This window comes from Pseudanabaena sp. FACHB-2040 (genome assembly GCF_014696715.1).
In the GTDB taxonomy this organism is placed as follows: domain Bacteria; phylum Cyanobacteriota; class Cyanobacteriia; order Phormidesmidales; family Phormidesmidaceae; genus JACVSF01.
Window position 1 is genome coordinate 229459 of the sequence record NZ_JACJQO010000006.1, and the last position, 12612, is coordinate 242070.

The 12612-nt window shown below is 54.6% G+C and carries 11 protein-coding genes; 6 read left to right on the forward strand and 5 right to left on the reverse strand.

The window, feature by feature from the left end:
- Nucleotides 1-21: 21 nt before the first annotated feature.
- From H6G13_RS10445 to H6G13_RS10455, 3 genes are all read left to right on the forward strand, one after another.
- On the forward strand, nt 22-909 hold the full coding sequence (locus H6G13_RS10445) for an SDR family oxidoreductase (RefSeq protein ID WP_190483146.1): 888 nt from the start codon (nt 22-24) through the stop codon (nt 907-909).
- Nucleotides 910-1295: 386 nt separating this feature from the next.
- Nucleotides 1296-1541 carry a hypothetical protein gene (locus H6G13_RS10450; RefSeq protein WP_190483147.1) on the forward strand — a complete coding sequence of 82 codons (246 nt, stop codon included), beginning with the start codon at nt 1296-1298 and terminating at the stop codon, nt 1539-1541.
- Nucleotides 1542-1549: 8 nt separating this feature from the next.
- Nucleotides 1550-2281 (forward strand): TVP38/TMEM64 family protein, encoded by a 732-nt coding sequence (locus tag H6G13_RS10455; RefSeq protein ID WP_190483148.1) that lies wholly within the window; start codon nt 1550-1552, stop codon nt 2279-2281.
- Nucleotides 2282-2465: 184 nt separating this feature from the next.
- On the opposite strand, the gene H6G13_RS29395 is transcribed toward H6G13_RS10455, so the two are convergent.
- Nucleotides 2466-2576 (reverse strand): NAD synthetase, encoded by a 111-nt coding sequence (locus tag H6G13_RS29395; RefSeq protein ID WP_190483149.1) that lies wholly within the window; start codon nt 2574-2576, stop codon nt 2466-2468.
- A gap of 66 nt (nt 2577-2642) precedes the next feature.
- Complete coding sequence (locus tag H6G13_RS10465) at nt 2643-3827, reverse strand: caspase family protein (RefSeq protein WP_190483150.1); 1185 nt, start codon at nt 3825-3827, stop codon at nt 2643-2645.
- Between the two features lie 185 nt (nt 3828-4012).
- Between H6G13_RS10465 and H6G13_RS10470 the strand changes: the two genes are divergently transcribed.
- Together H6G13_RS10470 and H6G13_RS10475 are read left to right on the forward strand one after the other, a co-directional pair.
- Nucleotides 4013-5422 carry an AAA family ATPase gene (locus tag H6G13_RS10470; protein ID WP_242028254.1) on the forward strand — a complete coding sequence of 470 codons (1410 nt, stop codon included), beginning with the start codon at nt 4013-4015 and terminating at the stop codon, nt 5420-5422.
- Nucleotides 5419-8364, forward strand: a complete 2946-nt coding sequence (locus H6G13_RS10475; RefSeq protein ID WP_190483151.1) for a hypothetical protein — start codon at nt 5419-5421, stop codon at nt 8362-8364. Before H6G13_RS10470 ends, H6G13_RS10475 begins: the two co-directional genes overlap by 4 nt.
- Before the next feature lie 50 nt (nt 8365-8414).
- On the opposite strand, the gene H6G13_RS10480 is transcribed toward H6G13_RS10475, so the two are convergent.
- The 3 genes from H6G13_RS10480 to H6G13_RS10490 form a co-directional block, all read right to left on the reverse strand.
- Nucleotides 8415-9041 carry an NADPH-dependent F420 reductase gene (locus tag H6G13_RS10480; protein WP_190483152.1) on the reverse strand — a complete coding sequence of 209 codons (627 nt, stop codon included), beginning with the start codon at nt 9039-9041 and terminating at the stop codon, nt 8415-8417.
- A 27-nt stretch (nt 9042-9068) separates the two neighbouring features.
- The gene (locus H6G13_RS10485) at nt 9069-10073 is read right to left on the reverse strand and encodes a gluconolactonase (protein ID WP_347277464.1); all 1005 of its coding nucleotides are present in this window, start codon (nt 10071-10073) and stop codon (nt 9069-9071) included.
- A gap of 124 nt (nt 10074-10197) precedes the next feature.
- Nucleotides 10198-11673 (reverse strand): aldehyde dehydrogenase family protein, encoded by a 1476-nt coding sequence (locus H6G13_RS10490; RefSeq protein WP_190483153.1) that lies wholly within the window; start codon nt 11671-11673, stop codon nt 10198-10200.
- A 223-nt stretch (nt 11674-11896) separates the two neighbouring features.
- On the opposite strand from H6G13_RS10490, the gene H6G13_RS29110 reads away from it, so the two are divergent.
- Entirely contained in the window at nt 11897-12601 is a 705-nt protein-coding gene (locus H6G13_RS29110; protein WP_190483154.1) for a winged helix-turn-helix transcriptional regulator, read from the forward strand.
- Nucleotides 12602-12612: the final 11 nt, after the last annotated feature.

The window sequence follows — 12612 nt, forward strand, 5'->3', positions numbered from 1 at the left end:
TAGGAAAACCCGCCCAAAATCATGCCAGAAATTAGTCGTCGACATATGCTTGCGGCTGGAACAGCAGGCGTAGCAGGGTTTGCAGTTGTGGCAACTCAAGCGGCTCAAGCCAATCAAGATTCACCCGCCCCTCAAGTCAGCGCCAACCCTAACGGACGCTTTGCCGACAAAGTTGTGCTGATCACAGGAGCCACTTCAGGCATTGGCGAAGTAACAGCGCGGGCATTTGCTGCTAAGGGAGCCACAGTTCACTTCTGCGGTCGGCGGGAAGCACTGGGAGAGCAAATCGCCCAAAGTATTCGCGCCACAGGTGGCCGAGCCACTTACCAAAAAGCGGACGTCCGCATTGAAGACGACGTGAAAGCGTTTGTAGACGGCTGCTTGGAGCGGTATGGGCAACTTGATATCGCCTTTAACAATGCGGGTATTTTCGTCCCTACATCGGCAACCGTTGCCGACACCGACGTGGCCGCTTGGAACGACGTGATGACAACGAATGCAAGCGGGGTCTTCTACTCAATGAAGTACGAACTTCCGCCAATGGTGCGTCAGCAAAGCGGCGTTATTATCAACAACGCCTCTGTGTCTGGGCACGTTGCCTTTGGCACTATCTCTCCCTACACTGCCAGTAAACACGCCATCATCGGGCTAACCAAAGTTGCAGCCGTGGAATACGCAGCCCAGAACATTCGAGTTAACTCTATTTCTCCTGGGGCAGTCGATACGCCCCAGCTTGCCCAAGGTCTAAGAATTTTTGGGGCAACACCAGAGCAGGCAGCACAAGGCTATCCGATCAAACGAATTGTGGCACCCCAAGAGATCGCTAGCGTTGTCATGTGGTTAAGCGAATCAAGTTCCTGCGTTGTAGGCACTGATATTGATGTGACAGGCGGCTATTTAACGCAATAAGTTATACCAATTGCGAAAAAAGTGCTGCAGATAGGGGGAGGGAGAGCGGACGGGTAGATGAGTGGATGAGTGGATGAGTAGCGGCTAGTTAAAGAATTGGTGTTACACAGTTTTAGCCTCCTAGCCCTCCATCTTTTGGAAAAAAAGGAACAAAGCCCCAGAATATAACCTCTCCCCCTAGGCATACCCCTGCCAAAAGTAAGCAACAAGAAAGGAGATTCAAACGGCTAACAGAATTTGCACGCCCCACCCATCCACCCATCCACCCTTCTACCCCCACCTACCCTCAAGCTCTATCCCCAGCAGGAAACACCCTCAGCAGCAGGAGAGAGGTTGATTCAGGCTTTACCTGGTTAGCTAGAGAATAGTCTCTGCTATTGGCTTCAATGCAACACACAACCGCTACCCACGACCACGAACATCGCGAGAGAGAACGAATTCGGCGGCGGGATCTTCTCAATAGCCTAATGATTGGCACTGTGCTGGGTGCAATTTTGATTGGTGCTCCGGCTGGCTGGTTCGCCCACCGAGCCTATGCTCAGCAGCGAATGGCGCAGGTGCTCCTGTGCCGCCAGCAGAATTTTGGTCTTCCCGAAGCTCAGTTACAATCTCGTTGCGGCAATCCGCTCTAACGCACTCTATGAAATTTAGCTGGCTGCGCAGCCGTCGATTTTGGCTGCTGGTGCTGGTGGGTGTCTTAATTGCTGTGATTGGCAGTAGGCTACCTCTAGCTGAGTGGTTTGTTGCTGTCAACAGTGGTCTGGCATCACTGGGATCTTGGGCATTGCCTGCCTTTATCCTGGTGTATTTAATCGCAACTATTTTAGGCTTGCCCAATGTCCTGCTGATTTTGGTGGCGGGGTCGCTTTTTGGGCTGGTGCAGGGCGCGATCGCAGCTTCGATTGCCGATACGTTGGGTGCGATCGCATGTTTTTTCATTGGCCGCACCGTGGCCCGTAAACGGATCAAGCGCTGGATGGAGAAGCATCCTAAATTTGCCCAGATTGACCAGGCGGTTGAGCGCAAGGGTTGGAAAATCCTGCTGCTGACTCGTCTCTCGCCGCTGGTGCCCTCAAGCGTTTTGAACTACGGCTTTAGCTGCACCCAGGTCAACTTCTGGCAATATGCCTTCTTCTCCTGGATTGGCATGATCCCTGTGATCTTGCTCTACGCCTATCTAGGGTCGTTTGGTACCTACCTGCTCAATAGCGAAATCACAGTGGAGAAGATCGCGATCCAGGTTGTGGGTCTAGTGCTGGCGCTAGGGGCAGCGCTCTATGTTACGCGCCTAACCCGTCGAGCCATTATCCCCCAATGCCCGGAATGTCCTGAGGAGAAGCCGGCTGAAGCGGTCAAGACCAAGAAGCCCTAGCTCATGACCAGGTGGTTATTCTGTGGAGCTTGCCGCTTGCAGAGTGTGCAGTGCGGCAAGCTCCACAAAAGAGTTGTTTGACGAGATAGCTGCGTTGCGATCGCAACCAACAGCAACATGTCGTTTTAGCCTGCGAATGGCTGTTAGGTCGCGCAGCGCTTGACACCAACCTACATGAGATTGCCTACTTGTTGTTCATGCCGATAACGCCGTCGAGCAGCATCCAGAGGCCGCCCGCCAAAATTGACAGCGCCAATCCACCCAGTATCCAGTCCATCCAGGGGGCTGCTTCCATTGATCTAATCCCTATCTATCCGCTGCTTCCCACTCTAACTGCTAGCGGTCGAAGAAACTGCTTCGCCTAGCCAACCGTACCAGTGCGATCGCTGTCGATAGGCGTAACCCTACCCCCCGCAGGCTCAATTCGCGCAGGCTCTAAACGCTGGGGTTGGCGGTTGAAGGGAAGAGTATTGGGGGCCATGAGCCGGGCTTCAACCTGGTTGACCTCCTCATAGGTAAGTCCTAGCGTTTGTTGCTGGTGCCGCAGCCAGCGGCGCATTGATTTTCTGGGGGGATTTTCTAGCTCAATGGCCTCGGCAAAAATCTGCTCATAGCGCTGCAGCCGCTCCTGCCGCTCTTTATAGGGGCGCAGCACATCAGCTTCAATCGCCTGCCCCACCGACCCAGGAACCCCCAAGTTTTGCTGTAGGTAATTGAGAATCTGACGGCTCCGCTCAGAAATGTTGCCCTGGTCCTGAGTAACATAGTCTTCCACACTGCGCCGGTACTCCTGCTCGGGCCTAAACTGGGGGAGCTGAAATAGCTGAATATCAGCGCTCCGGCCTGGGGCAAAAAGCATTGCCTGCACAGGAGACTGGAGCTGATCCAGGCTCTGTTCAATATATTGGTGCAAATCGGCAGTAGAAACAAAGCCATCAGCACTCACATTTGCCAGCCCAGTAATCAGTCCTTCGATCAGGCATTGGGTATAGTCAGAGAGCCCAGTAGAGGCAAGCGACCAGCCTGCACCAAAACCATTTTGGGCCATCAGCACAGCCCGATACTCTCCTGCTAGCTGCGCTACTAGCCGATGGGTGTGCCCGCTACCAAGTGCTTCTGACACATCAGCACCCGTCACAGCCCAACGGGCATCAAAAATCATAATCTGTTCGCGGCAGTGGCTCGCGTTCAGCATACCTCGCAAGAAATCCTCCGAGACTGCCGTCGCCATCGGGTTATGCAGGTAAGTGTCGTATCCAGCTAGATAAAGCCCGCCCGTTGGCAGATCGATCAGGCCCAAGCCACAAAAATAGAGCAACCGCAGATCATCGGGCCGACAGTGAGAGCTTAGCCGTTCAATGGCCTGCCGGATCTGCTGAGTATCCGGATTTATCAAAGTTTCGACTGCATCTTCTGGAAACTGGCCGATGTCGGAGTGTAAAACCTGTTTAAGCGTCTTCAGGTTTTGCAGCGCCGGAGACTCCTCAGGTTCACCGCCCATAAAGCTGTAAACGTTGAGCCCGACCAGCAGTGCCTTTCTGCCCATGCTTGCTGCCCCCCTATTGCGAAATTTGTGTAGCCGACATGTTCAGCCGTCACATAAAGCTTTCGCAGGCAGGGTTTACCATTCAGGATTTTTGATCAGGATTATGAGAATTTTGCTGAACCTGTTGACTTAGGGTGAAGGTTGGATGTTGAAAGGTGGATGGGTTAAGGGGGGAGGAGAGGTGGATGAGTAGATGGGTGGATGAGCATCCCACCCCTCCTCCCTTCCCAAAAATCCTGCGATACCCTGGGGGTAAATCCTGCTTTGGCGTCTTTATGCTGGATCTTCCTCGCTTCTATCAGGCCTGCAACCCCAGTCGCCCTCTGGCGGTTTCTAACCCGGAGGACCAGCGCTACTTTATTAACTTCTCAGGGGTGCGGGGGGGCGATATTGTGCAAGAGTTGGGTCGCTCTATTGCCCTGCTTTATCCCAATCAGGCGACGGCTCAGCTATTCACGGGGCATGTGGGGAGCGGCAAGTCTACCGAGCTGCTGCGGCTCAAGGCCAACCTAGAGAGCCAGGGGTTTCATGTGGTCTATTTCCAGTCAGACCAAGACCTGGAGATGGGCAATGTGGAGGTGACGAACGTGCTGATGGCGATTACTCGGCGGATCAGTGAGAGCCTAGAGGGTATCGGCATTCGGCTGCGGCCTACTTACTTTGAGCGGCTGCTGGAGGATTTGTCGCAGCTGTTTCAAACGCCTGTGAATTTAACGGAGGTAAGTTTTTCGGTGGGCATGGCCTCGGTGACTGCCGAAGCTCGCGCCAGCACCGAGCGACTGAGCCAGCTGCAGCAGTACCTGGAGCCACGCACCCGCAGCATCATTGAAGCAATCAACAATCAGCTGCTGGGGCCTGCGATCGCACGTCTCCCCCAGCAGGGCAAGCGCGGTTTGGTGGTTATCGTCGATAACCTCGATCGCATGGATACTGTGCAGAAGGTGGGCAACCGACTGCAGTCAGAATATCTGTTTGTGGGGCGGGGAGAGCAGCTTAAGGGATTGGCCTGCCATGTGGTTTACACCATCCCTCTAGAGCTGGTGTTTTCGGATGAGCTGCCCCAGCTGATCAACCGCTTTGGCGATCGGCCTAAGGTGCTGCCGATGGTGCCTGTCCAAACCCGCGATAACGAACCCTACGAGCCGGGACTGGTGCTGCTGCGGCAGATGGCGCTGGCTCGCGCCTTTCCAGAGTTTTCGCCAGAGCAGCGGCTGGCCCACATCACTGAAGTGTTTGAAGACGAGGCTACGCTAGATCGGCTCTGCTACATCAGCGGCGGCCACATGCGCAACCTGATGCGGCTAATGTACGGCTGCCTGCTCAAGCAAGACCCACCCTTCTCCCGCGCCACTTTAGAAGCCGTGATCCGCAACGAGCGAGACGACCTAGCCAGCCTGATCGATGACCACGAATGGAAAATGCTGATGGAGGCGGTCGATCGAGGTCGGGTCAACACCAGCGATGACTATAACAAGCTGCTGCGTAGCCTCTACCTACTGGAGTACCGAGCCCCGGAGGAACGCTGGTTTGGCATTAACCCAGTGCTGACAGAGACAGACGCTTACCAGCGGCTGCGACCTCAGGTTAACCCATGACTGCTCAACTGCCCCTGCCCGATCTGCTGTCTTTTAATCAGGAGGCTTTGCGTGATTTGGAGCGTGCGATCGCACTCCAATCCAACCGATTTACCCTGATTTTGGTTCGCTGCAACTACCAGCGGCTGCAGAGCACCCTACTCGATCACCTGCTCAAGCTCTACCCCAACCTGCAAGTGCTAAATCTGTCCCAGCACCTGCCCAGCCTGCTAGAAGCCATTCAAATCCATCTGCGGCTCAACCCGTCCGATGCCCCCACGCCCATCGCTCTGATGGTAAGCGACCTCGATACCGTCGAAAACCTAGAGGCCATTCTCAAAGCAGCCAACCTGGCCCGCGACAGCTTCCGCGAACAGCTATCCCTGCCCCTAGTGCTTTGGATCGACGACTACGTACTCTCTCAGATGAGCCAGCTGGCCCAGGATCTCAAAAACCTAGGCCCCCCTACCATCCGCTTTGAAATGCCTCCCGACGAACTGATCGCCGGACTGCATCGCGAAGCCGACGAGCTATTCGTGCGCTTTCTCAAGGGCCTCCCCGATGCCATTCCAGCTAACCCACTGATCGATCTTTCAGGCACCAACCGCCTCGGCAACGAGCTCACCTACGCCCTACGCGACCTCGAAACCTACGGCAGCACCCTCAGCGCTGACCTCGACGCCAGCCTGCTCTTTGCCCAAGGGCGACAGGCCCACAGCCGCCTACAAATGGACGAAGCCAAAGACTGCTACGAAGAAAGCCTAGCCTACTGGAAACAACAAGCAGAAACCCCCGAAACCCAATCACCAGACCTACCCCCCACCTCCCCTCACCCATCCACCCTTCTCCCCTCACCCCCTACTCCGCTCCACAAAAAAGCCACCCTCCTTCTCCACCTCGGCTTCTGGTGGCGCAGTCTAGCCGTCCTACAGCGCGCTACCTATCAAGCTTCGCTAAAATCAGCCCGCCGCTACTTCGAGGCAGGACTGGCCTGTTTTCGCCAAACCGAGCAGCCAGAGCTAATCGCTCGCTTTATCCCCTCCCTAGCTGAGGTGCTGCAAAAGCAGCAGGACTGGACCACCCTAGAAACCGTTGCTCAGGAAGCGCTGACGCTACACCAGCAGACAGGCGACTGGGTGCGGCAGGCCCGCGATCATGGTTTTTTGGCCGAAGTTGCGCTCAATCGGCAAAATTGGCAAACGGCCCAGGCCGAAGCGATACGAGCCCTAGATTTGCTAGAGCAAACCGAGCAGCGCCTACAAGATAGCCCCGACAGCCCAGCCTTGGCCGAGGGTTTGCAGATTGCCAAGCGCTTTCAGCGGGGCTGGTACCGCTTCTTGCTGGGAGAAGCCCAGATGGAGCTAGACCAACCCAAAAATGCCATTTCGCTGCTAGACCAAGCCCGTCAAGAAGTTGATCCCGATGCCGACCTGATTCTCTACCTGCAGATTCTGGAGGAGTTGATTCACCACCACTATGAGCTGGGCGACTACCGCCGCGCCTTTGAAGTCAAGCTCGAACGCCGCCGGGTAGAATACCGCCACAACTTCAGGGCTTTCATTGGAGCGGGTGCGCTGCAGCCCCACCAGCGGTCAGTCACGCCTCCTCCCCCAGACAACACCACCACTGTCTCTGCAGAAATTGCCGCTTCGGGCCGTCAGCAAGACGTCGCAAATCTGCTCAACCGCCTGCAAGAAGCCCGCTACCAGATCCTCGTTATCCACGGGCCCTCAGGGGTAGGCAAAAGTTCCATCCTCAATGCAGGGCTCATTCCTGCCCTGCGTTCGCTAACACCCCAGGGCCGCACAACTGTCCCCATCCTGGTGCAGACCTATGGCAATTGGGAGCAGGGCATTGCCGCCGATCTAAGGTCGACTTTTCCTGGACTAGCAGCGCTACCTGCTATCAGCAAACTGCCGCTGGAGCCTGGTCAAGAGACGCCCTTCACAGAATATGACTTCTTCATTTCTGCGCTCAAGACGGCCACTGATAACAACTACTTCGCGGTGCTGATCTTCGATCAGTTTGAAGACTTTTTCTTTGAGCGGGATGAGTTGGCCGCTCGCCAGCCGTTTTACGACTTTCTCTCCCTCTGCTTAAAGCTGCCCTGGGTCAAGCTGGTGCTGGGCCTGCGAGAAGACTACCTGCACTACCTGTTAGAAATCGAGCGGCAGACCGATGTCAGCATTATTGATGGCGGCCTGCTCAGCAGCGACGTGCGCTACCCTCTGGGCAACTTCTCTCAGGCCAGTGCTGAGTCTGTGATTCGGCAGCTCACCGAGTCGGCCCAGTACTATCTAGAAGATGCCCTGATCCGCTGTGTGGTTAAGGAGCTAGCTAGAGAGACGGGCGACGTGCGACCAATCGAGCTACAGGTGCTTGGAGCCCAGCTGCAGCGGGAGAATATTACTACCTTCAAGCAGTACAAAGCTCTGGGTGAGCAGCCCAAAGAAAGGCTAGTACAGCGATTTCTCGCTTCCGCAGTTAAAGACTGCGGCCCACCCAACCGAGAGCTGGCCCAAGTCGTGCTGTATCTCCTGACTGACGAAGACAAAGAGGGTCGCCTCTACCGCCCTCTAAAGACGAGAGAGGACTTGGAGTACGATTTGTCTTTTTTAGACGTTGAGTTCATCCCTGACCAGCTCGATCTAGTGCTGTTTATTCTGGTGGGGTCGGGCCTGGTCTTTGAAATTCCTGAAGACCCCGAAGACAGCTACCAGCTTGTCCACGACTATCTAGTGAAGTACGTGCGCCAGGAGCAAACTCCAGAGCTGCTGCTGCAGCTGGAAGAAGCCCGAGAAAAGCAGCAGCAAACTGAAGCCGAACTCAGGCTGGTATTGCAGGAAAAGAACTTGATTTTGCTACGGCAGCTCAGGCAGCAGAAGCGAGGCATCGCATTCACGCTGCTGCTGCTGACCCTAGCGCTGCTGCTGGAGCTGACGACTTGGGTGACAGCCCAGTAGGGGGAAAGGAATCAGGAAAGAGAGGGAGCCGGAAAGCTTTATGCCTCGTCTTAGTGAAGCAGCTTCATTGCAACGGGGCCCATTTGCTGAGCGTAGGCTAGTTGAACTAGCAGCATCCCTGCAGGTTCGATGTAGCGGGCGTTGCGTAAGGGGCCTGCATCAATGGGGTCACACCCGGTTTCTCGCAGCAGGTCAGCGACGATGGCTTTAGCTTCTGTGTCATCGCCGCAGTAGAACACGCTGGGGGTCTGTCCACTAAGCTGCTGAGAGGGAGCGTGTAGGACTTCGGCAAATAGCGGCATGGCTTCTACGAGCCGAGCTTTTGGGATAAGTTTGGCGATCTCTTCAGCCGCAGAGGTGGTCGTGCCTACGGCTAACCCACTCATGTCGGGCAAGAGGGCATTGACGCAGCTAAACACAATCTTGCCGTCTAGTGAGCCTGCCTGCTGCAAAGCGTCTTCAACCGCTGCCCAGGCGATCGACAGCACGACAACATCGGCAAACTGTACCGCCTCTGAGGGGGTGCCCACCTGTACTCCGAGCCCAACTGATTCAGCGGCGGCCTTTAATTTTTCTGGGCTGCGGGAATAGCTGAACATGAGCTTGTGGCCGTTTTTAGCCCAAAACTTGCCCAGGCCCGTGCCCATATTGCCCGCGCCGATAATGCCAATTTTCATAGTGATTGTTCCTGGTTAGGGTTTGATTTAGTCTGTGGCTAATGCTGCTTTACCGACTTCTAAGCGCACCACCTCGGCGGGGACGACGCCTGTTGGGGGCGGCAAAAACATGCCGCCATTGGTAACGACATAGAGGGCGGTGCGATCGCAATCCATGCGACCAAAGGCCAAAGCTGTGCTGCCAGTCACGCCCTGTTCGGCCTGGGCAATTACGGTGATGGCCCCCTCGGGCGCAATTTGAATCACGCTGTTGTAGATGTGGGTCGTCCCGTACAGGGTGCCATCTGCGGCAAAGGCGAAGTCATCAATGTTGACCTCTTCTAGCAAAACTTCTGGTTCACCGGCTGCGCCTTGGCCGTCAATGGGAATGGTGAGCAGCAGCATCTGGTCTGTGTTGGAGACATAGAGCGTGTCTTCAAACCGCTTGAGTCCATTCACTGCAGGGATAGGACTGTCTGCGGAACGACGAGCCAGTAAAGGATGCTCTAGCCAAATCTCAACCCTGCCTGTCTCAGTGTCTAGCTGCCAGATAGCCCCGCGATAGGAGTCAGCAATTAGATAGCGATTGGCCGAGATTGGGGTAATGCCGTTCAAGAAAACGGCCTCGGGCAGGGTCGCCAACGTTGTGACGGTGCCATCTAAAGCAACTTGCGAAATTACCGGCACGTTCTCAGCAGTCCAACCAGTAACCAGCAGCGTGCCATCGGGCGCGAGGGTCGAAGCCCCACCTTCAGGGGCGATCGCAACTCCTGATACTTTGCCCTCTAAGGTGGCGAGTTCCGAAACAGTCCCATCGGGCGTGATTTTTAGGAGGGTGCCTGTTTCGTGACTGGTGACAAATAGCGTTCCATCGGTATCGATAGCGATATTTTCTAGGAAGGTGTTGACCGGAAACTGGGCCACCGTTGTACTGGGCACCAGCGCTACTGGATCGTCAGCAAAAATTGGCGGCAGTTCCTGAGCAGTGGCGACTAGGGGCAGTGCGATCGCACCCCCCAGCCAGCCCGTAAAGACAGCAGCCCAATGTTTCATTTTCATGACTTAGTTGCTTAGGATTTTCCGTCACATACTTAAAGCATTGTGCAAATGACTGATTCACAGCCCAGTAGAAGCTTTCAAGTCTTCTTGATTGCTGTGGTTTGAGCACTGCTAAATACTAAGCCAAGTTCAACCAAACAGATTTGTATTGGGTGTAGCTTTCTAGCGCTTCTGTACCCTGTTCGCGGCCATATCCTGACATCTTGTACCCGCCAAAAGGCGCATTAGGATGGTATTTATGCCAAGTATCCGTCCAGATCGTGCCCGCTTTAAGGTGGTCAGCTAGCCGCAGGGCGCGGCGAATATCGCTGGTTTGAATGCCTGCTGCCAGACCGTAAGGGGTATCGTTAGCAATCCGAATGGCCTCTTCTTCGCTGTCAAAGGGAATGAGCGGCACTACAGGACCAAAAATTTCCTCACGGGCGATTTTGATATCGTTAGTAGCATCGGCAAATACCGTTGCTTCAATAAAATAACCTTTGCTATTGATTTGTTGAGTACTGCCACCAGCGACTAGACGGGCTGTTTCTTTACCGCTATCGATGTAGCCAAGAATCTTTTCATACTCTTTGCGATTAGCAATTGGGCCAATCTGAGTGGCCGGATCGAGCGGATCTCCCAACACCGATTCTTTCGCCATAACAGCGAAGCGGTTGACAAACTCATCATAAATTGAGCGTTCCACCAGAATGCGGGAACCAGCAACGCACACTTCCCCCTTATTCCAAAAGATGCCCCAAAAAGCTGCCTGTAGGGCTGACTCTAGATCTGCATCTGCAAAGATAAGGTGCGGCGCTTTACCCCCTAACTCCATTGTGGTGTGCTTGAGCGTATCGGCACTGTTGCGGATGATGTTTTGACCCACCCCAGTAGATCCGGTAAAGGCAATTTTTTCTACCAAGGGGTGCTTCACTAAGGCATCTCCTAGAGAGCCACCTGGGCCTGTCACCAGGTTGTAAACCCCCTCAGGCAAACCGGCATCTAGGGCAATTTGCGCTAGCGCCAGAGCCGATAGGGGCGTATCAGAGGCGGGCTTGTGAACCACGGTATTTCCGGCGGCCAGGGCCGGAGCAACTTTAGAGCAGGTGAGCGCAAAGGGGAAGTTAAAGGGCGTAATAGCAGCCACCACACCGAGAGGCTCCCGCCGCGTTAATATCCGCACGTTTGACTCATAGGAACTACGGTAACTGCCGTTCATAGCGCTCATGGCCTGCCCCGCAAAAAAGCGAAATAGCCCAGAACAGTGGGGCAGAATGATCTCCATAAAATCTCGGTAGGGCATGCCCATGTCCATTGACTCACGCAATCCGATATCTGCACCGCGCTCGTCGATCAAGTCAGCCATGCGAAAGAGAATCTTGGCCCGCTCCTCATGGTGCATTCGCGACCACGGGCCTGACTCAAAGGCTCGATGGGCCGCTTCAACCGCCGCATTGACATCCTCAACCGTGGCTTTAGCGACTTCGGTAGTGACTTCTTCAGTCGTGGGGTCAATAATCGGCAGGATTTCGCCATTGGAAGCGTCTCGCCACTGATGATTGATCAGCAGTTGACCTTTTGGCAAGGGTTGACGTTGTGGTGAAACAATCGGCATAAGTTTTAAAGGAGAGGCTTGAGTGAGTAGAAAGCAGAGATAGAGAAGAGCGGTTGGCCCCATCCCCTGCGAAGTCTAAGGGTTTTAGAACTCGCTATAGTGGCATGGGCACTTTCTTAAAGATTGGAGAGAATTTGAAGATAAACAGCTTTGCAACGCTTCATTGAGGCACGCTATCATGCCCGTTCAATCGTTACCAAATGGATACCTTTAGACACTGAAGATGGCAGAAAAGCAGTACGGGTGCCCGGTCGAAGTAACGCTTGAATTGATTGGGGGAAAATGGAAATGCACCATTTTGTGGTGGTTAAGGCGAGGAGCCAAGCGCTTTGGGGAACTGATGCAGCTGATGCCGGGGATTACTCAAAAGGTGTTGACCCAGCAGCTGCGTGAGTTAGAAGCAGGCGGCTTAGTTCACCGACAAGCCTATCGGGAATCTCCGCCTCGGGTTGAATATTCGTTGACTGCCTACGGCGAAACCCTGCGCCCGATTACCGAATTAATGTGCGATTGGGGCAAAGCCCATGCACCAGGGTTTCAGTTTGGCATGATGGGGTTGACCGGCATCCGAATTTTGGTGATTGCTGACAGCTCAGAACAATCTCGGCTTCAGCGTGAGCTAGGGCAGGTTCGGCAGGCGTTGGTAAATACGGCCTCTGCTGCCGCTGCCCTCGCTGCCCTGAACCACAACCCGCCAGACATTGTGCTAGTTGATGTTCTCTGCAGCGACGACTTTAGTCTCTTAATTCAAGAAGTTAGGCAGCTAGAAACCAGGACTCAAAAATTGATTCCGGTCATTGCCCTAGTGCCTACTAGCGAAGATCTCGATCGCATTTTTGCCCAAGGGTTTCGCATTCATCTGGTAGAACCCGTTGAAATCTCTGAGCTAGTAGCGGCAATTGCTAACCTAACCGGGCGTTTGGGGTAAGTTTTGCTGCT